The organism is Rheinheimera sp. ATLC3 (genome assembly GCF_059429535.1).
On record NZ_CM182103.1, the window covers coordinates 3,115,611 to 3,134,056 of the forward strand.

20 protein-coding genes are annotated in these 18,446 nt (G+C 50.1%); 8 read left to right on the forward strand and 12 right to left on the reverse strand.

Translation table 11 applies throughout. The features are described from left to right. Positions 1-33: 33 nt before the first annotated feature. From AC5SV9_RS14385 to AC5SV9_RS14415, 7 genes are all read right to left on the reverse strand, one after another. Positions 34-3,144 (reverse strand): efflux RND transporter permease subunit, encoded by a 3,111-nt coding sequence (locus tag AC5SV9_RS14385; RefSeq protein WP_475151197.1) that lies wholly within the window; start codon positions 3,142-3,144, stop codon positions 34-36. 11 nt (positions 3,145-3,155) lie between these two features. After that, entirely contained in the window at positions 3,156-4,421 is a 1,266-nt protein-coding gene (locus tag AC5SV9_RS14390; RefSeq protein WP_475151195.1) for an efflux RND transporter periplasmic adaptor subunit, read from the reverse strand. Between the two features lie 64 nt (positions 4,422-4,485). After that, positions 4,486-4,863: a hypothetical protein gene (locus AC5SV9_RS14395; RefSeq protein ID WP_475151193.1), complete on the reverse strand. Its 378-nt coding sequence runs from the start codon at positions 4,861-4,863 to the stop codon at positions 4,486-4,488. A 19-nt stretch (positions 4,864-4,882) separates the two neighbouring features. Further along, positions 4,883-5,515, reverse strand: coding sequence for a 2OG-Fe(II) oxygenase (locus tag AC5SV9_RS14400; RefSeq protein WP_475151191.1), 633 nt, complete (start codon positions 5,513-5,515; stop codon positions 4,883-4,885). Positions 5,516-5,642: 127 nt separating this feature from the next. Further along, complete coding sequence (locus AC5SV9_RS14405; protein ID WP_475151188.1) at positions 5,643-6,542, reverse strand: hypothetical protein; 900 nt, start codon at positions 6,540-6,542, stop codon at positions 5,643-5,645. Then, the gene (locus AC5SV9_RS14410; protein WP_134052068.1) at positions 6,539-7,186 is read right to left on the reverse strand and encodes a hypothetical protein; all 648 of its coding nucleotides are present in this window, start codon (positions 7,184-7,186) and stop codon (positions 6,539-6,541) included. Before AC5SV9_RS14410 ends, AC5SV9_RS14405 begins: the two co-directional genes overlap by 4 nt. Next, positions 7,161-7,721: an RNA polymerase sigma factor gene (locus AC5SV9_RS14415; RefSeq protein WP_475151186.1), complete on the reverse strand. Its 561-nt coding sequence runs from the start codon at positions 7,719-7,721 to the stop codon at positions 7,161-7,163. The genes AC5SV9_RS14410 and AC5SV9_RS14415 overlap by 26 nt, the downstream gene beginning before the upstream one ends. A gap of 137 nt (positions 7,722-7,858) precedes the next feature. Between AC5SV9_RS14415 and AC5SV9_RS14420 the strand changes: the two genes are divergently transcribed. Then, a complete protein-coding gene (locus AC5SV9_RS14420; RefSeq protein WP_475151183.1) occupies positions 7,859-8,443 on the forward strand; it encodes a DUF3833 domain-containing protein in 585 nt (194 codons plus the stop codon). Positions 8,444-8,470: 27 nt separating this feature from the next. Here the strand turns inward: AC5SV9_RS14420 and AC5SV9_RS14425 are convergent, their stop codons facing one another. From AC5SV9_RS14425 to AC5SV9_RS14435, 3 genes are read right to left on the reverse strand one after another with little or no spacing between them, the layout of a single operon-like run. Continuing rightward, positions 8,471-9,064, reverse strand: coding sequence for a DUF4136 domain-containing protein (locus tag AC5SV9_RS14425; protein ID WP_475151182.1), 594 nt, complete (start codon positions 9,062-9,064; stop codon positions 8,471-8,473). Between the two features lie 16 nt (positions 9,065-9,080). Further along, positions 9,081-10,607, reverse strand: a complete 1,527-nt coding sequence (locus AC5SV9_RS14430; RefSeq protein ID WP_475151181.1) for a DUF3369 domain-containing protein — start codon at positions 10,605-10,607, stop codon at positions 9,081-9,083. Between the two features lie 19 nt (positions 10,608-10,626). Then, positions 10,627-11,016 carry a DUF2721 domain-containing protein gene (locus AC5SV9_RS14435; RefSeq protein WP_319004171.1) on the reverse strand — a complete coding sequence of 130 codons (390 nt, stop codon included), beginning with the start codon at positions 11,014-11,016 and terminating at the stop codon, positions 10,627-10,629. A 215-nt stretch (positions 11,017-11,231) separates the two neighbouring features. Here AC5SV9_RS14435 and AC5SV9_RS14440 point away from each other — a divergent pair, with 215 nt between their 5' ends. Genes AC5SV9_RS14440 through AC5SV9_RS14450 form a run of 3 tightly spaced genes read left to right on the forward strand, consistent with a single transcriptional unit; the run spans position 11,232 to position 13,462 of the window. Continuing rightward, a complete protein-coding gene (locus tag AC5SV9_RS14440; RefSeq protein ID WP_475151179.1) occupies positions 11,232-12,515 on the forward strand; it encodes a coiled-coil domain-containing protein in 1,284 nt (427 codons plus the stop codon). 1 nt (position 12,516) lies between these two features. Next, entirely contained in the window at positions 12,517-12,870 is a 354-nt protein-coding gene (locus AC5SV9_RS14445) for a putative signal transducing protein (RefSeq protein WP_134052056.1), read from the forward strand. Then, a complete protein-coding gene (locus tag AC5SV9_RS14450; protein WP_475151176.1) occupies positions 12,851-13,462 on the forward strand; it encodes a YjaG family protein in 612 nt (203 codons plus the stop codon). Before AC5SV9_RS14445 ends, AC5SV9_RS14450 begins: the two co-directional genes overlap by 20 nt. Positions 13,463-13,479: 17 nt before the next feature. Here AC5SV9_RS14450 and rsmD read toward each other — a convergent pair whose 3' ends face one another. Next, the gene (gene rsmD, locus AC5SV9_RS14455) at positions 13,480-14,103 is read right to left on the reverse strand and encodes a 16S rRNA (guanine(966)-N(2))-methyltransferase RsmD (protein WP_475151174.1); all 624 of its coding nucleotides are present in this window, start codon (positions 14,101-14,103) and stop codon (positions 13,480-13,482) included. An 82-nt stretch (positions 14,104-14,185) separates the two neighbouring features. Between rsmD and ftsY the strand changes: the two genes are divergently transcribed. From ftsY to rpoH, 4 genes are all read left to right on the forward strand, one after another. Further along, positions 14,186-15,322: a signal recognition particle-docking protein FtsY gene (gene ftsY / locus AC5SV9_RS14460; protein WP_475151172.1), complete on the forward strand. Its 1,137-nt coding sequence runs from the start codon at positions 14,186-14,188 to the stop codon at positions 15,320-15,322. A gap of 2 nt (positions 15,323-15,324) precedes the next feature. After that, a complete protein-coding gene (gene ftsE, locus AC5SV9_RS14465) occupies positions 15,325-16,011 on the forward strand; it encodes a cell division ATP-binding protein FtsE (protein ID WP_134052048.1) in 687 nt (228 codons plus the stop codon). Next, positions 16,008-16,991 carry a permease-like cell division protein FtsX gene (gene ftsX / locus AC5SV9_RS14470; RefSeq protein ID WP_475151171.1) on the forward strand — a complete coding sequence of 328 codons (984 nt, stop codon included), beginning with the start codon at positions 16,008-16,010 and terminating at the stop codon, positions 16,989-16,991. The genes ftsE and ftsX overlap by 4 nt, the downstream gene beginning before the upstream one ends. A 125-nt stretch (positions 16,992-17,116) precedes the next feature. Beyond that, on the forward strand, positions 17,117-17,968 hold the full coding sequence (gene rpoH, locus AC5SV9_RS14475; RefSeq protein WP_134052044.1) for an RNA polymerase sigma factor RpoH: 852 nt from the start codon (positions 17,117-17,119) through the stop codon (positions 17,966-17,968). A 60-nt stretch (positions 17,969-18,028) separates the two neighbouring features. On the opposite strand, the gene metJ is transcribed toward rpoH, so the two are convergent. Continuing rightward, entirely contained in the window at positions 18,029-18,364 is a 336-nt protein-coding gene (metJ, locus tag AC5SV9_RS14480; RefSeq protein WP_027670223.1) for a met regulon transcriptional regulator MetJ, read from the reverse strand. Between the last annotated feature and the right edge of the window lie 82 nt (positions 18,365-18,446).

Consider the following 18,446-nt stretch of genomic DNA (forward strand, 5'->3'; position numbering starts at 1 on the left):
CCGAGCCTCGGGTGCGCTGAAGTTTCTCCGCTGCTACGCCGGCAGACGGCGACGCAACAACAGAAAGTACAACACTGGCATCAGCAGCATAGATACCAGAGGGGCTGCAACCATACCACCGAGCATCGGGGCTGCTATCCGCTGCATCACTTCGTTACCGGCACCGCTGCCAAGCATAATGGGCAACAGGCTGACAATAATCGTCAGCACGGTCATGGCTTTGGGGCGCACCCGCTGCACAGCGCCATGCATAATAGCCTGCCACAGCTGTTCGTGGTTTGCCGGCTTCAGCTCTTCTACCGCCCGTTTTAAATACAGCAGCATGACTACGGCGAATTCCGCCGCCACTCCGCTTAGCGCTATTAGCCCTACCGCGACCGCGACTGATAACTGATAATCCAGCAGATACAGCAGCCATAAGCTGCCACTTAACGCAAACGGCAACGATAGCAATACCAGGGCGACATCACTGAACCGATGGAACGTCAGATAAAGCAGCACGACTATTAGTAACAGGGTGACCGGCACCAGCTGTTGCAAGCGCTTGTTAACGCGTTGCAGGTATTCATATTGACCACCAATACTCACGGTAACCTGAGCGGGGAATTGCTGTTGCGCCAGTAATTGCTGCAAATCATCCAGATACCGGCCAAGCTCGGTGTCAGTCAGCAGGTCGATAAATACCCAACTGGTCAGGCGGGCATTTTCAGCCCGGATCATGACCGGGCCATGATCTACGCTGACATTGGCAACCTGCTCCAGCAATATAAAAGCACCATCCCGGCTTTGCAGTGGTAGTTTGGCAATATCATCGGGGTGGCTACGCAGTTCGCGTGCAAAACGCAGGCTGATATCAAAGCGTTCGCGGCCCTGAATGCTTTGTGCCACCGGCGTGCCGCCAATCGCATTGGCGACATACTGCTGCAGTTCAGTCAGTGTTATGCCATAGCGGGCTAACTGAGCCATGTTTGGCGTGATGTTCAGATAAAGCCCAGATTCTGCGCGCTCGGCAAATACCGAGCGGCTGCCGGGCAGGGTTTTCACTTGCTGTTCCAGTTGCTGTGCGACTTGTGACAGCACCTCCAGATCCGGCCCGCTGACACGAATGCCCACCGGTGTTCTGATACCGGTAGACAACATATCAATGCGGGTTTTAATCGGTGGCAGCCAGGCGTTGGTGAGACCCGGTACCTGCACGACTGCATCAAGTTCAGCAATAATGTCAGCCAGGGTGAAACCGTCGCGCCACTCGCTTTGCGGTTTTAACTTCACGCTGGTTTCAAACATGGTTAGCGGGGCCGGATCGGTAGCCGAATCGGCGCGGCCACTTTTACCCAGCACTGTGTCTACCTCGGGCACGGTTTTAATCAGCCGGTCAGTTTGCTGCAGTAACCTGGCGGCGGTTGCCGGGCTTAGCCCGGGTACTGTAGTAGGCATATACAGCAAATCACCTTCAGCAAAGGCCGGCATAAACTCGCTGGATAAGCGTTGCCACGGCAGGGTTGCCGAGATAAGCGCCAGCAATGAAAGCAACACCAGCGTTTTTGGAAAGTGTAAACACAGGCTAAGCACTGGCCGGTACATGGCAACTAACAAACGGTTAAGCGGGTTAACGCGTTCGGCGGGAATTTTACCGCGCAGTAAGTACAACATCAGCACTGGTATCAGCGTGACTGCCAGTACTGCGGCGGCGGCCATGGCAAAGGTTTTGGTGTAGGCCAGTGGCGCGAACAGCCTGCCTTCTTGCGCCTCAAGCAAAAACACCGGCACAAAGCTAACGGTGATCACCAGTAAAGAGAAAAATAACGCAGGGCCGACTTCGGTACAGGCATCAAGGATCACCTGGCGAAACGCGCTGCGGCTTAGCGTGGCATTGCCCGCACGAGCCTGTTCCAGTTTTTTATGGCCATGCTCTACCATGACAATGGCGGCGTCCACCAGAGCACCAATGGCGATAGCAATACCGCCCAGGCTCATGACATTGGCGCTGATGTTTAGCTGGTTCATCAGTAATATACTGGCCAGCAATGCCAGTGGCAGACTGATCACCGCCACCAGGGCCGAGCGCACATGTAGCAAAAAGGCCAGACACACCAGCGCGACAACGGCCATTTCTTCCAGCAACTTGTCGCTAAGGTTACTAACGGTATTTTCAATCAGTGTGGCGCGGTCATACACCGTAACCATAGCCACACCTGCTGGCAGGCCGCTTTTCAGCTGCGCTATTTTTTGTTTGACGGCGGCGATGGTGCTTAACGCATTTTCACCGTGGCGCATCACTATGATGCCACCGACAACTTCGCCTTCACCGTTTAGCTCCGCTATACCGCGCCGGGCCGCCGGTACGGTTTGCACTGTACCAACATCTGCCAGTGTCAGGGGGTAATCGGCACTGTTGCGCACCCCCAGCGGTACCGCCGCCAGCTGCTGTAGCGATTGAATATAGCCAGAAGACTGCACCAGTAGCTCTGTCTCTGCGACTTCTACCACACTGCCACCTTGCTGCTGGTTGTGGCTGTTAATGGCGCTGATGACCTGCTGCAATGTGATGTTAAAGGAGCGCATCAGCCGCGGATCCAGCTGCAACTGATAGGTTTTTTTCATACCGCCTATGCTGGCTACTTCCGCCACCCCAGGTACGCTTTGTAGCTCTGGCGTCAGGTAAAACTGCTGTAGACTGGTGAGCTGTTCCAATGACTGGCTACCGCTGCTGTCGGTCAGCGCATACTGAAATATCCAGCCAACGCCGCTGGCGTCCGGACCAAGTGTTGCTTTGGCGCCTTCGGGCAGCGTAACCGTTTGCAGGTATTCCAGTACCCGTGAACGGGCCCAGTATGGATCTGTACCATCTTCAAAAATAACGTACAGGTAACTGTCATTTGGCATAGAGAAACTGCGCACGGCTTTGGCTTTGGGCACCGCTAACAGCGCTGTCGATAACGGATAGCTTACCTGTTCTTCTATGGTTTGCGGCGTTTGGCCGGCAAAGCTGGTTTTGATAATAACCTGCACATCAGACAAATCTGGCAGCGCATCCAGTTTGAGCTGCTGACTGGCCTGATAGCCGAACAATGCCAGTGCCAGCGTGCTTATCAGTACCAGCAACGGATTTTGCACCGACCAGCGGATAATAGCTTTAATCATTGATGCGGCTCCTAATGCTGATGCGTAGCGGTGCTGACGGGTAGCTGGCTTAAGCCTGCTTCAGCATCAAGCAGGAACTGACCGGAAACCACCACCTGCTCGCCCTCAGCCAGGCCGGATAATACCTGCACATAGCCCTGAGCGCTGTTGCCGGTGGTGATCTTGCGCACACTGAAATTGTCGCCTTCTTGCACTATCACCCGGCTGCCAGTGCCGGACAGCAGCACTGCGTCACGTGGCACGGCCAGTACATCTTTCAATGCCCCGCCATACAGTCTTACCGGCAGCAACATATTCGGTTGCAGCTGTTGCTGTGGGTTGTCCAGCGTCATTCTGACTTTGCTGGTGCGGCTTTGCGCATCAAGCGCCGGATAGATAAAATCGACCTGAGTTTCAATACCTGAGATATGCTGCGATGGAATATCCACTTCAGCCGCCATACCCTGCCTGAGCCAGCTTTGCTGTGCCTCCGGGACATCGGCCGTGAGCCAGACTTGTTGCAGGCTGGTGATTTCCATCAGGGTATCGCCCGGGCGGATATACATGCCGTCGCGCACATTCAGCATGGTAACAACTCCGTCCTGATGCGCATGTACCGTGATTTGGTATTGGCTCTGGCGGCTTTGCTGCAGTTGTTTAATGTCTTTGTCGGTAAGCCCCAGCAGACGCAAGCGTGTCTCAGCCCGTTGTAGCAGGTTAGCGCTGCGGCTGCCATTTTGCTGGCTAACCGATAAGGCCTGCAGGTAGTCATCCTGTGCCACCAGTAAATCTGGCGCATAGTAACTGAACAGCTTTTCGCCGGCCCGAACACGCTGCCCCAGGCTTCGTACATAAAGCTGTTCTATCCAGCCTTCAGCCCGGATATGGCTGTGGTGAATAGCATCTTCCGGGTACTGCACCTGAGCGAAGGTTTCAATAAAACGCCATAAGGTTCTTGGCCCGGCCGTCGCAGTGCGGATTGCCAGAGCCTGTTGCATGGCGCCGTTCACCTGTACCTGTGCATCCCTGGGGGCTGATTTAGCTACCAGTGTCATACCACATATCGGGCAGCTGCCCGGCTCAGGCAGCTGAATGTGCGGATGCATCGGGCAACTGTAAAGCGGTATTGTTTGGGGTAATACACTGTCAGCTACAGCAGTCTGCTTTGGAGCAAGGCTTGTAGACCCGATGTCCTGTGCAGTATCGAAGTGTGTATCATGTTGATGGTTGTCATGTTGCTGTGCAGACAGACCAATGGCTGACACTGACAACAGCCAGGCGAAATAATGTGCGCGCATAATGTTTCCTGAAACAAGTTAAAACGACTGTGCAGACTGCACAGCGAAACAGAACTTAACGGGATCAGGCGTTTATAGGGGGAGGGGACTCTTCGGCAAACAACCAAAGCGGTAAATCGGCCGTGTGGCGGCTAATGACATTGTCAGGGCGGATATAACGGAACAGCTCGGCGGCGAGCAAAGCACCTGACGTAGCGCAGTGTTTAGCACAACAGTCTGCGCTGCATTGGTGTTGTGTTTGTTTGCAGCAGTTATCGTCATGCGCTGTAGCGACTGCTGCACTGCTGTGGCAGGGCATGTCAGTATCGTCAGCTTCATGCTGTTGCATATTTTGCAGCACTATAGCATCTGCCAGGCTGTCAGCATGCGCCTGCTGCACCGATCCGGTCAGGCCGGATAGTGCCACAGCTAACAGTAACAAATAACACAGTACGCTACGCATGGCGGCTATCATAAGTGTTTTAACTGGCCGGATCCAGCACGCCGTTGATACTGGCATTTTTACGAAACCAGCCAGCTATGCTGTAACGGGTGTCCACAGCGGGCAATACCGCATGCGGGAAGCGTTCGCTTTCAAAGATGATCAGGCTGCCAGCCGTGGGTAAAAAACGATCTATCAGCTGGTCGTGCTCGTTGTACAGCTCGAGTTCGCCACCCTGATTAACGCTGTTTAGGTAGCTGACCGTTGTCAGCACCCGGTTCGAGCGGCCACTGAACGCATCAACATGCTTTTGATAGTAGTCGCCGCTGCGGTAGCGGGCAAAGTGACATTCAAAATCAAATAAGCCGAGAAAACAGCGCCGGTTAAAGACTTGTTGTAACTGTGCCATCAATGCCAGATATTGCTGTTGGGCTGTGCTTTGGCCATCAAACCATTGTGTGGCGTCGCGGCGGATCTGCTGATTAAGCTGAAAATCGTTCTGACGGCCTATACCTGCAGGTGTCAGCTCTGCTTCATACTGAGCCTCATGTAACAGGGCGTTGTTCAATTCCGGGCGCAGGAAGTCAGGTAGCCAAACCCAGCCATGTGCGTAAAAGGCATCGATGATAGTATCGAAATTGAGCATGTCAGAGGTTGGCACAGAAGCTGGCATAAAAGTGTCCGGGTGAAGGTTCCGAACTGGAACCGCGCTATTGTCGCCGAAAAGCTGATAGCAACAAAGTAGAATTTCACTACGCGGCTGGTTTAACTCAACCGCGTAGTGTGATGTCCGCGCTATCTCAGAACTGATAGGTGCTGGCTTTGGTCAGCAGATCTTTGGCTTTGATTTTGCCGGTCATACACTGGTTAATATCCGATTTTCTTACCACCCAGTAATAACGGCCGTCGCTACCGCGGTTGTTAACCTGCAGGCTGACATATTCGGTGTCTGGCATATCGCGCAGGCTGGCGCCATAGTCGCACAGAATTTGGCTGAATTTCTCGCCGACCGTTTTTACCATGGCAGCGGTTTGCTTTTGCTGCTCAGCCAACTGTTTGCTGCGCTGTTCTTCCAATTGTTTACGGCTGGTGGCCGCTTCTTTTTCAACTTCGGCTTGCTTTTCTTTTAATACCTTCGCTTTTTGTTGCAACATGGCCAGTTCCTGTTGCTGCTCTTTGTCCAGTTTACTCATCGATTTATTAAACTCGATGTCCCGCAGGTCACGCTCAACATCGCGTAGCTCACGTTCAATCGCGCGTTGTTTCTCAGCAATGCGGTACGTGTAGCGGTGTTGTTGTTTTACCTGCTCGGCCATCTCCTGAGCCGCTTCAGTCAGCCGTTCAATGTCTTCGTGGTCAACATCAAATTCAAAATCAAAATCAAACTCGCCGTCTGGTTGTGGCGGTACCGGCGGAACGGGTGCTACCGGCGGTATACCTGCACCGCTAAAATGAAATACATGGCGGCCACTTCTCACTGCATTTGCCTGAAACAGTAACCCCTGGCCGGTCAGGTAGCTGTACTGCATTGATGTCAGACGGCTGTTTTCATCTTCCTTAAACGCGGTTTGCAATATTGTTTGCAGGATATCGGCATTTTTCTTCAATGCCGGGCTGATATCTGCTGCCTGGGCCGGCAATATAGTCAAAGCTGCTGCGAGGGCTGTCAGATAAAATGAGGTACGACGTAATGCTTTCATGGTTTTACCGCTCCGGTATTAGTTGGGCTTAAGTAATAGCTGTCAGTTGGGCGATAGCCCGCCTGCATGGGTTGATAGTTTTCCTGCCAGTATTGCCAGTCAGCCTGACGTTGCTGGTTCAGATATTCCACCAGTTGCAGCATGTCGCTGCGCTGATCGCGTTGCAGCTCATCCTGTAGATAGTCTTTGAGCAATATTAATTGCGAGCTGGTGTTCTGTTGCTGAAAATCCAGCTGTTGCGCCAGCCACTGCTGTTGTTCCTGCTGATAACTGACCAACGCTTTGTTGACTGCCGAGTCTATCTCCTGCTGGCTGTTATGCCAGCTCAGTGTCAGGCTGCCATCTTTCAGTTGCAGTTGCGCGGGTGACAGGCTTATCAGCATCGCTGCGCAAGACAGTGCCAGACTTATTTGTGGCCACCAGCTACGCTGTGGTTTTGATCTTTGCCACTGGTTGGCAAAAATGCTGCTGGTATCCACTTGTGGCACCGCATCAAACTCTGGCCTGGCGGCATCTGCACGCAATGCACTGGCGTTATGCATCCGGGCCAGCCAGGTGGCATCGTGCTGTAATAATTCTGCACATTCACCGGTACTGATTTTACCAGCGAGCCAGTCTTCAAAAATTTGCTGATTGTTCGACATGGTCGTCCTCCAACTGCAGGCGCATTTTATCCAGCGCGGCATAAAAACGGGATTTGACGGTATTGCTGGAAACGGCCAGTTGGCTGGCAATTTCGTCAAATGTAAACTGCTGATAAAATTTCAGCTCCAGCACCAGACGTTGCTCCGGCGGCAGGCTACGTAACTGCAGCTGTACCTGACGCTGTTGCTGCTGATTAACCAGCTGCTCTGCCAGAGCAGGGGTTTCGTCTGCGACTTCAGCCAGCGCATCGTCACCATCGCTGTACTTTCTGCGGCGCAACATATCCATGGCGCGGTAATTGGCTATGCCAAACAGCCAGCTTTTAAAGCTGCTGTCGCCCCGGTACTGGCCAAGGTTACGGCAGAGCACCATCAGCACATCCTGTAGCAGGTCATTGGCATCTTCTTTGGAGCCCAGCAGTCGCAAACCAAAATAATACAGGCTGCTCTGGTGGCGGCTAACCAACTGTTGCCAGGCGTGCTGGTCGCCTTGTAGCGCTTTGGCTATCAGGTTTTCATCACTTCGTTTAAACACGATATTGTTGTTCTCTGTGGTATTTGTCTGTTAAGTCGTAGTGGTAGAGAAATTAGTTTGCCAGATTTGAATATTTTTTATTTTATTTGAGCCGGCCACCACATAAATGCGTAGTGTTGATGAAAAGCGGAGGATTTATGCGGAAAAAAACCAATTTAGCGGCGATATTGACATTGCTGCTCAGCGGCTGCAGCCAGTCAGTCACAGAATACCAGAATGAAACCCCGGAGCTTAAGCTGAATCAGTTCTTTCAGGGGACAGCTAAAGCCTGGGGGGTATTACATAACTGGCAAGGTAAACAAAGTGTCCGTTTCAGTGCTGAACTTTGTGGCGAATGGCAGGGCGGGCAAGGCAATTTATATGAGTTGTTTTATTTTAGCGATGGCCGCATAGAACAGCGGCACTGGCAGCTGCAGCAGCAATCCGATGGCAGTGTCAGCGGTACTGCCGGCGATGTGGTTGGGCAGGCAACAGGGCAGTTAGCGGGTAATACGCTGTATTGGCAGTACACATTACGCCTACCCTATGACGGAGATACGCTTGATGTAGCGGTGAAGGATTGGATGTACCTGATAGACGACGACAATCTGATTAATCGAAGTACGTTACACAAGTTTGGCCTGCAGGTGGCTGAACTGACATTATCAATTCAGCGGCAGGACACAAATGCCAGCTGTGGGGCATTACAGCAAAAAATTCAGCAGCAGGTGCCTCAGTCTTAATAAAACTGAGGCAATACGCTTTCAATATCAGGGGTGAATTGTTGCTTTACGGGTAGGGTATTGCTGGAAAATTAACCCCACTACCTCTGAGATAGCCTGTTTAGGGTTATCCAGATCTGACTTTTTCAACGTACCTTCAGAGATCCCTTCCCAAATCAGTTGTTTTTTTGCTGCGTCTACTACGTCAATATTTACCGTGCCATATTTGTAGCGAATGGTGTCTACATCACTGGTATATAACGGGAAACCGGCATAGATACCGCGGCGGTAGCCATAATACCCATACTGGAAAGTGGCACTGGGAGTTGTACGGACATCCGTTCTTGTTTCAACGTTAGAATTAAAATTGATCAGTAAATCAGCGTTATTCTCGCTGTACTGATACCCCAATGCTGTCATCTCTGCACTAATCGCATCTTTAAAATGTTGTGTAACCAAAGTGGCATAACCAGCCTTGTCCGTTGCCGGTTCTGCCATAAAAGAAAAGGTTTTATAGGCTGAAAAGTTGGTATTGGCTGCAGCGTCAGAACGTACTTTAGGCCCTGTTGCACAACCGGCTAACAGCAATGCCGCAGCAGCAGTACAGACCAGTAGTATTTGCTTGATATTTTTGCGTAACATACAGATTTTCCTGTGTTTAATCCGGGTAAGCATCGCGAATAGCGAGAAAAGCATCCAGATTGTTTAACAATATATCCGCCAGAGCCGGGTCAAACTGTTGACCACGTTCCTGGCGAATAAGTTCGATAATGTCTGGTAAAGGCCAGGCTTTTTTGTAGCAGCGGTCACTGCCCAGCGCATCAAATACGTCAGCCAATGCCGTAATACGCCCGGCGATATGAATGTCGTCTTTGGCAAGCCCTTGCGGGTAGCCTTTGCCATTCCACTTTTCATGATGTTGGTGTGCAATGATGGCACCCATCTGCATAATTTCGTTAGTGGAATGTTGTAAAATCTGGTAACCCAGCTCGGCATGTTGCTGCATGATGGCCCATTCCGCAGTGTCATGTTTGCCTGGTTTATTCAATATATGATCCGGAATAGCAATTTTACCCAGGTCGTGCAGTGGTGATGCCAGCTTGATTTTTTCGGCTTCATACTCGGTTAAACCGTAGTGTATCGCCAGTAAGTAACTGTAGTTTGCCACTCTTTTGACGTGACTGCCGGTTTCTTTCGAGCGTTTTTCAACGGCTTCACCGAGTATGTAAGCCAGCTCACGCTGAGATTCCCGCATCAACTCACGCAAACGGATATTTTCATAGGCAATGGCGATATTGTGCGAGAAGTAGCTCAGCAGTTGGTGATCGGTTTGCTCCAGTTTGCTGCCTTTACTGACATACAAAAAATTTTCACTGCCGTTTTGAGTGCTGAAGTAGCCAATAAAACAGTCATCAGCGTAGTAAGATTGTTTATCCCGTTGTACCTGCTGCATTTTTGCCACTATGTCATCTGGCAGGGTGCCACCTTTTACCGGGTTACTGCTGGCGATGACATCCAGCATTAACTGATCTTGCTGGGCAGTATTTATCGCGGCACAGCAGTATATTTGTTCCCGCTCCAGCCCTAGCAAAAAAGCCACTTGCCCAAGGATTAATGACGCAAATTCCCGTAAGGTGCTGCAACGCAAAAAACTGGTCGTACAGCCGATAATTTTTTCCAGGCCGGCCCTGTGCTGTTCAATAAAGCAGATATCACGGTACGATCTTAGCCCGGCATACAACATGGTCTTGAGCTTAATTGCGGTAACTTCAGTTTTGTTTTTATAGTCGTTGATATCGTAGTCACGGATCACATGTTCTTCTGGCGCTTCCCCGGGTTGGCCGGTGCGCAGAATAAGCCGCATACGCTGATTTTTAATATGTTGGCGAATCGTTTTAACCAATTCTAAGCCGGCATGTTGGGTTTCCATCACGACGTCGATAATGGCCAGTGCTATATCAGGGTGTTGCTCTATCAGTTGCTGAGCTTCGCGGGCACTTTTGGCATGCAATAGTTGTAAGGGCCGTTGTTCAAACTCGAAGTTATTCAATACCAGACTGGTGATCTGGTGAATGCTCTCATCATCATCTACCACCAATACCTGCCATGGCACAGCGTTATCATTAGTGCGCAGACTGCTGGTGTCAGCGGTTTCGTCATTGAATAAAAAGTCATTACTACTCATACTTCCGCCCGCCACTCTGTCAGCCGTTTTGTAGTGATTCAAGTTCTATATTTATCGCATCACAGGATATCTGAATTTCATATAAAGAATAGAGCAGACTGACCAATAAGCTAATCAGGCTGATGACAAACAGCAACTGACCTGCAGTCTGCCATAACATAAACAGACAAAACATTGCAGCGGTGCACAACACAAAGCTAAACACACCAAAAGCCTGCATGGTTTTTATCAGCACAATACGTTTGCGCAGATTGGATATCTGCCTTTTCGCCATCTCACGCACGTTTTCGCCTTCGCGTTGATTTAATTCACGAATCAGCTGCGCCAACACCAGAAAGCGGTTGGTGTACGCCAGCAGAAGCAAAGATATTGCCGGGAACAACAGTGCTGGGGTGGTCAGGTTCATCATGTTTAAGTTCCTGTTATGAGAAATTAAATTGCGAAAAGCTCAAAAGTATCAATAGCGTTAGCTATCAGTGACAACTCATATTACACTAAACATCGGCATAGTATGCTACAGCCTGAATAACTGCTAAGGTAGGGCTGTTGACGTACTAATCTGATCACATGTAGCGCCTGTATTTACGAAGCAGAGCCGCTGCCGCAGTATAGCGAGAGCTGATAATGAATGCAGTGAAGAAAAACAATAATAAAAACGAGCAGCAAGTTATTGCCGATCTAACACAGGCGGCACAGCAGCAACTGGAAGCGAGTCTGGTAGACTTTTCCAGCCAGTTATTAAATTTACAACAACAACAATTGCAACAGTTTGCAACCAGTGTGCTGTCTGATTCGCAGAAGCAGTGGCAGCAGCGTTTAATAGAGCAAGAACAGGCTTATCAGAAGCTGTTTAAGGATTGGCAGCAAACTAAACAGCAACTGGATTTGGCAATACCTGTCGCTACTGCTGATAACCAGGAGTTATCTAAGTTACGCCAGCAACACAGTGTAATAAGTGCTGAGCTGGAAAATGCTAACGCGAAACTCAATGCTGCGCAGCAAAACGCCAGCGTACAATCCGAACAGTTGGCAAAAGTGCAGCAGCAACTGGCTGAGCTTCAGCAAAGCGCAGGCACAGATCCCGATGCAGAGGCAATGCTGCAACAGGCCACGCAGACTATTAATCAGTTACAACAAAAATTAGCTGAAGCTGAAGCCGATGCCGAGCAGGCGAAAGCCGCAGTACACGAAATGAAACTGCTGTTGCAGCAAAGTAAAACTGAGCTGAAACTGGCTACTGAGCAACAACAGAAGTTATTACAGCAAGTTAATGGTGTGCAGGCCGACCACGAACAACAATTAACGCAGCTGCAGCAACAACTGGACGCACAAACACAGGCGCTGACAGACGCACAGGAACAGACTCAGGCAGTTGAATCAGCGCAGCAGGAAAAACTGCACGTTATCGCCCAGTTACAACAGGAACTGCAGGACCGTAAAAAAACACACGAGTTACAGCAACAAAAAATTCAGCAGCTGCAACAAGAGCTCGCTACTCAGGCTGAACAGCAGAAAAAATGGCAAGAACAGGTTCAGGCGTCGGAGCAGCAACTTGCTGAAGTGCAGCAACAATTAGCAGCCATGCAGGATGAAACCGGCGGCTTGGGTTCTGAGCTGACCAAACTGCAGGCAGATTATGTCAATCTGAACGAGCAGTATCAGCAAAGCCAAAGCAGGCAGCAGAAGCTTGAGGCCCAGCTTGAGCACGCGCAGAACCGGCAGTTTGCCGCCGAGCAGAAACAACAACAGGAAGCTGACAGCAGCCGGGAGCTAATTCGCACCCTGCGCACCGAGTTGCAGCAACAGCAGGAAGCGCATCAGTTGCAGTTGCAGAGCATGGAAGAGCGTATGATGGAGTTCAAACTGAAGTTTGAATATGCGCAGAAGCAACTGAAGGTTACCAGCTAAATTGGAATTGCTACACCCGTCTGACGTTCAACAATGGCAGCGGGTGTACCTTGCTGCCAATAGTTTTGAAGCCGGTTTGGTAAGAGGCTTGCTGCAAAGCGCAATCATTCTGGTTGATACGCGGGGCGAGTACCTGGCTGGTGCCGCCGGCGAACTACCGTTAAATGATATCGGCGTACAACTTTGGGTGCCACAGCAGCAATTTAGCGCTGCACAGCGTATAATCGCGCAATATCTACAACAATTACAGCATGAACCTGCGCAGTGGCTTTGTCGTTGTGGCGAAGTGAACTACCAGAGTTTTGATATTTGCTGGTCATGCCTTCAGGAAAAAGATGAAATCAAAAGCGAATAACTTTCAGACTATGCGCGAGCTGAGCTTTTATCAGCAAGCTGCGATTGCTGCAACGTTGCTGGAACGTATGCTGCCTAATTATCAATTGTTTGCTGAGGTTACCCAAAGTGGCGATGCTGAACTGCCACGGCATATTCTGACGTTGATTTGGGAGTGGTTGACCGTAAAAAAGGCGAAAATAAACTTCGCCAAGTTGTCAGAAGAGCTTGAGGTTATTACGCCGGAAATCAGCCACTATGACATTTTTGGTGTTTACCCGGCTGTTGATTGCGCCACCGCGCTGGATATGATGTTAAGTGGCATTTCGCAGCAGGATGCCGGCGAGTTTGTTAATGTGGCAAAAATCTCCCAGGCCTCTGTCGCCCGCCTTATCGAGCACGAAAGTATCGATGATGATATTACAACCGAGGCAGAGCTGAAGAAAATTGTGCGTGAGCATCCGCTAATGCAATACGAAATGGATTGCCTAGCTGAGCTTATAGACTTGGTGACACCCCTTAAGCAATTTGGCCGTGAAGAACGACAATTACTGCAAGGTTGGGTAAAAGAGCAGGGACTGACCAATTTGGGCATGGAACTCGAGCAGGATTAACCCAAACGGCGCGGCAGCTAGCCGCGCTGATACAGCCTGTACGCCAGTTGCCCGGCAACTTTCTCCTTCAATAATCGCCAATTAGCAGGCAGTTGCGCTATTGGCAGTTCTTTTTCTGTTTCCAGATAAATCAGCGCATTGTCTGTCAGCCAGTTATATTGTTCCAGTAACTGGCAGCAGGGTAAGGCCAGATCCTTACGAAAGGGTGGATCGATAAAAACCACGTCAAACCGGGCAGAGGCCGCAGTGTTTAAGTAGCTTAAACTGTCCTGCTGAATGACGCTGGCATTATTGCAATTGAGTTTGCTGATGTTGTGCTGCAGTTGTCTGGCCTGCGCCGCTTCACGTTCAATCAGGGTAGCACTAATTGCATGGCGCGATAGCGCTTCAAATGCCAGGCTACCGCTGCCGGCAAAGCAGTCGAGCACCGCTGCGCCGTCGATATCATGCATCAACCAGTTAAACAGGGTTTCTTTCACCCGGTCAGTTGTGGGTCTTAGCCCTTCTGCGTCCAACACTGTTAACTTTCGCCCACGCCATTGCCCGCTAATGATTCTGACTTCGCCAGGCGCACCTGACACAGCGGCCTGCCGCTTGCCCGGGGTGCCGGAACGTTTTGCTGCTGATTTTAGCTGTTTCATCTAATCCGTTTTGCCTTTAACACAAAGGTGTTAGTATAACGGCCAAGTTTACCTGAGTTTTTATCTGCATACACTTGGACTTATGAGCAAAAAAAATAAACTGTTTTCCTGGCTAGGTCTGGGCAAAGACGAACAGCCAGAGCAAACGCCTGCGCCTGAGCAAAATGAACAAGTTGTCAATCCGGTTGAAGAAGCCGCGCAGCATGCTGCTGAACCTGAAGTCACTGCGCCTGAAAGCCCGATTGTTACCACTGAGCCGGCAGAGCAAATAATGCCCGTGGCTGAGCCGGTAAAAAAGGCAGGTTTTTTTTCCCGCTTAAAGCAGGGCCTGGCGAAAACCAGCCTGAACCTCGGCGCCGGTTTAGCGGGCTTGTTCAGCGGGCGCAAGATAGATGAAGATCTGTACGAAGAATTGGAAACCCAACTGTTGTTGGCAGATGTCGGGGTGGACACGACCCAGAAACTGATCCGCCAGTTAGAACAACATGCTGACCGTAAAGCATTAAAAGACTCGGCAATGCTGTTTGATAAGTTGCAGCAAGATATGGCGACACTACTTAATGATGTAGAGCAGCCGCTTACTCCGGTAAACCCGACAGGCCCTTTTGTGATTTTAATGGTTGGCGTAAATGGTGTGGGCAAAACCACCACTATCGGGAAGATGGCACAGCAGTTCAAGCAGCAGGGAAAATCGGTAATGCTGGCAGCCGGAGACACTTTTCGCGCCGCAGCGGTCGAGCAACTGCAGGTATGGGGCGAGCGCAATCATATTCCGGTGATCGCCCAGCACACGGGTGCTGATAGTGCATCGGTGATTTTTGATGCTTACCAGGCGGCTAAAGCGCGTAAGGTTGATGTGTTAATTGCTGATACAGCGGGCCGTTTGCAGAACAAAGCGCATTTGATGGAAGAGCTGAAAAAAATTGTCCGGGTACTGCAGAAAATTGACCCGGCTGCACCGCATGAGGTCATGCTGACATTAGATGCCGGAACCGGCCAGAACGCGTTAAACCAGGCTAAGGTGTTTAATGAAGCTGTACAACTGACCGGTATCAGTTTAACCAAGCTGGATGGTACGGCAAAAGGCGGTGTGATTTTCGCGATTGCTGATCAGTTTAAATTGCCACTGCGCTATATAGGCGTCGGCGAAGGTATTGATGATTTACGCGTATTCAACAGTCAGGACTTTATCCGCGCGTTGTTTAGCAGGGAAGTATAAAGATGCTGGAGTTCGATCAGGTCAGTAAAAGTTATCCGGGTGGCTTTGTTGCGCTGGACAGAGTGAGTTTCAAGCTGGAGAAAGGCGAAATGGCTTTTCTGACCGGGCACTCTGGCGCCGGTAAAAGTACCTTACTTAAACTGATTAGCCTGATTGAACGGCCCAGTGTCGGTAAAGTGTTAATCAATGATGTGGACCTTAGCCGTATCCGTCGCGCGCATATCCCTTATGTGCGTCGGGATATTGGCATTATTTTCCAGAATCACCGCTTATTAATGAACCACACCGTATTTGATAATGTTGCTCTACCGTTGGTGATTGAAGGCTTCAGCGGTAAGGATATGGTTAAAAGGGTACATGCGGCGCTGGATAAAGTGGGGCTGCTGGATAAGGTGCGCTGCCTGCCTCATACTTTATCGGGCGGTGAACAACAGCGTGTTGGTATTGCCCGCGCGGTGGTAAATAAGCCGCCTTTATTACTGGCCGATGAGCCCACCGGTAACCTGGACCCGGATTTATCCAAAGACATTATGCAGGTATTTGAAGCTTTTAATCAGGTTGGGGTGTCGGTATTGGTAGCGACGCACGATTTAGGACTGGTCGCCCGCATGAAGTACCGTACGCTGACACTGCGGCAGGGAAAAATGATTAATGATGGCTTACTGCAGTACGAGGAAGCCCCATTATGAGTATTTTGTTTTCTGGCCGTGTTAGTAGTGGCGCGTCAGAGCATAAAGTAGGGCTTGGCCGGCGCTTTATTATGTTTTGGGTTAACCATGTGCGCCAGGCACTCTTCAGTTTAGGCGAGCTATGGCGTACACCTTCGGCTTCAATACTGACCATAGGCGTACTGGGGGTGAGCCTGACCTTGCCGGCTACGTTGCATTTGCTGGTAAAGAATGTGCAGCAGGTCAGCGACAGTTTTACGCAGGCAGCTGAAATCAGCCTGTTTATACGCGAGGGTACCAATGCTACTCAAATCAGCAGCCTGCAAAAAATTCTGCAGGCTGACAGTGATATTGCCCGCGTAACTCATGTCAGTAAGCAGCAAGCACTGGCGGAATTTGGTGCTGTAAGTGGTTTTGGCGCGGCACTTAATTACCTGACTGACAACCCTTTACCTGATGTGCTATTGGTACTGCCAAAAAATACCAGTGCAGACAGCGCACGTCAGTTGCTGGAGCGGTTATCAAAAGAGCGTATTGTAGAATTTGGCAAACTTGATATTGACTGGCTGACGAGGCTTGATGCGATTGTCAGCCTGTTACGGCAGGCTGTCTTAGTCATAGCAGTGTTGCTGTTAGGAGCAGTGCTGTTAATCATCGGCAACACCATTCGCTTATCTATCATGAATAAGAAAGACGAGATAGAGGTGATGAAGCTGGTAGGCGCAACCGATGCTTTTATTCAGCGGCCCTTTTTGTACAGTGGCATCTGGTATGGCGTGTTTGGCGGTTTACTGGCTTTCCTGATTGTTGAAGCCATGCTGTGGTGGCTGCAGGGCGCTATTGCCAGTGTTACATCGCTGTATGACAGTGAGTTTAATCTGATGTCGCTGAGCATGAGCGAGTTTTTTAGCCTGATGCTACTGGCGGTGCTGCTTGGCCTTTGCGGTTCATACCTGTCAGTGCGGCGCCATATCAGTGCCATTGAACCTACCGGCCCTTAATAGCATTTAATTATTACATCTGAATTTTTAGAATAAGCAGATCTAAAAACTGCCGCAACTAAAATTAGCACTCTCTGTCAAAGAGTGCTAATATCGTTTCACTTAGTTTAGGACAGGACACAAAAATGAGCGATTCAGCAGAAATGATGTCGTTACCGGTAGCCGCCAGCAGCAGTCTGGAAGCTTACACTCATGCTGTCAGTTCCATTGCTATGCTCAGCGCAGAAGAAGAGCGTAGCCTGGCCGAGCGCCTGCATCAGAATGGTGATTTAGAGGCCGCCCGTCAGTTGATTATGTCGCACCTGCGTTTTGTCGTACATATTGCCCGCAGTTATTCTGGTTATGGTTTGCCGGTGAGTGATTTGATTCAGGAAGGTAACATCGGTCTGATGAAAGCGGTTAAACGCTTCGACCCCAGCGTGGGAGTGCGCCTGGTATCGTTTGCTGTGCACTGGATCAAAGCTGAAATTCATGAATATGTGTTGAAGAACTGGCGCATTGTTAAAATTGCCACGACCAAAGCTCAGCGCAAACTGTTCTTTAACCTGCGTAAAGCGAAAAAGCACTTAGGCTGGTTTAATCAGGAAGAAGTGAAAAACGTAGCTGAATCACTGGGTGTGGCAGAGCATGAAGTACGTGAGATGGAAGCACGTATGAGCAACTATGATATGCCGTTTGATGCGCCGGACGAAGATGACGAAGCAGCCTACACTGCACCGGTATATTATCTGGAAGATAAAGCCTCAGACCTGGCGCACCGGGTAGAGGAAGATCAGTGGGACAATGCTGCAACAGACAGGCTGCAGGCGGCTATGCGTACGTTGGATGACCGTAGTCAGGATATTATCCGCGCCCGCTGGTTAGATCATAACAAGTTGACCCTGCAGGAGCTGGCAGATCGTTACAATGTGTCTGCAGAACGTGTGCGTCAGCTTGAGAAAAACGCCATGAAGAAGTTACAAGCGGCGATGAGCTAACATTAATTTATAAAATAAAAAAACCGCCTTCAGGCGGTTTTTTTATGCTCGGTTATCAGCTTATTCTTCATCGCTGTCAGCTTCGATAATAACCGGGATAGGTTTCCCCATACTGGTCAGGATCTGCCGCACTTCTGTCGGAATTTGATGTGGATTGTCTTTGCGTAAATCTTCATCGGCGGGCAGTGGCTGGCCGGTAAAGGCGTGTAAAAACGCTTCGCACAGCAATTCGCTGTTAGTCGCGTGTCGCAGGTTATTTACCTGGCGGCGTGTACGTTCATCGGTCAGTACCTTTAATACGTTCAGCGGAATAGATACGGTGATTTTTTTTACCAGCTCTGATTTTTTACCGTGTTCCGCGTACGGGTGAATATATTCCCCATTCCACTTAGCCATATGGTTACCTTGTATTTAGTCATTATGTTGTATTGCTTGCGCAAGTGCCGAAATTCTATCTTGTTATGCCGCTCAGTCAAAT

Coding starts and splice junctions, on each gene's coding strand:
- AC5SV9_RS14405 (WP_475151188.1), bottom strand. CDS start 6,542: ATGAAAGCATTACGTCGTACCTCATTTTATCTGACAGCCCTCGCAGCA.
- AC5SV9_RS14400 (WP_475151191.1), bottom strand. CDS start 5,515: ATGCCAGCTTCTGTGCCAACCTCTGACATGCTCAATTTCGATACTATC.
- AC5SV9_RS14420 (WP_475151183.1), top strand. CDS start 7,859: ATGCGGAAAAAAACCAATTTAGCGGCGATATTGACATTGCTGCTCAGC.
- AC5SV9_RS14395 (WP_475151193.1), bottom strand. CDS start 4,863: ATGCGTAGCGTACTGTGTTATTTGTTACTGTTAGCTGTGGCACTATCC.
- AC5SV9_RS14435 (WP_319004171.1), bottom strand. CDS start 11,016: ATGATGAACCTGACCACCCCAGCACTGTTGTTCCCGGCAATATCTTTG.
- rsmD (WP_475151174.1), bottom strand. CDS start 14,103: ATGAAACAGCTAAAATCAGCAGCAAAACGTTCCGGCACCCCGGGCAAG.
- ftsY (WP_475151172.1), top strand. CDS start 14,186: ATGAGCAAAAAAAATAAACTGTTTTCCTGGCTAGGTCTGGGCAAAGAC.
- ftsE (WP_134052048.1), top strand. CDS start 15,325: ATGCTGGAGTTCGATCAGGTCAGTAAAAGTTATCCGGGTGGCTTTGTT.
- AC5SV9_RS14440 (WP_475151179.1), top strand. CDS start 11,232: ATGAATGCAGTGAAGAAAAACAATAATAAAAACGAGCAGCAAGTTATT.
- AC5SV9_RS14390 (WP_475151195.1), bottom strand. CDS start 4,421: ATGCGCGCACATTATTTCGCCTGGCTGTTGTCAGTGTCAGCCATTGGT.
- metJ (WP_027670223.1), bottom strand. CDS start 18,364: ATGGCTAAGTGGAATGGGGAATATATTCACCCGTACGCGGAACACGGT.
- AC5SV9_RS14430 (WP_475151181.1), bottom strand. CDS start 10,607: ATGAGTAGTAATGACTTTTTATTCAATGACGAAACCGCTGACACCAGC.
- AC5SV9_RS14385 (WP_475151197.1), bottom strand. CDS start 3,144: ATGATTAAAGCTATTATCCGCTGGTCGGTGCAAAATCCGTTGCTGGTA.
- ftsX (WP_475151171.1), top strand. CDS start 16,008: ATGAGTATTTTGTTTTCTGGCCGTGTTAGTAGTGGCGCGTCAGAGCAT.
- AC5SV9_RS14410 (WP_134052068.1), bottom strand. CDS start 7,186: ATGTCGAACAATCAGCAAATTTTTGAAGACTGGCTCGCTGGTAAAATC.
- rpoH (WP_134052044.1), top strand. CDS start 17,117: ATGAGCGATTCAGCAGAAATGATGTCGTTACCGGTAGCCGCCAGCAGC.
- AC5SV9_RS14425 (WP_475151182.1), bottom strand. CDS start 9,064: ATGTTACGCAAAAATATCAAGCAAATACTACTGGTCTGTACTGCTGCT.
- AC5SV9_RS14450 (WP_475151176.1), top strand. CDS start 12,851: ATGAAATCAAAAGCGAATAACTTTCAGACTATGCGCGAGCTGAGCTTT.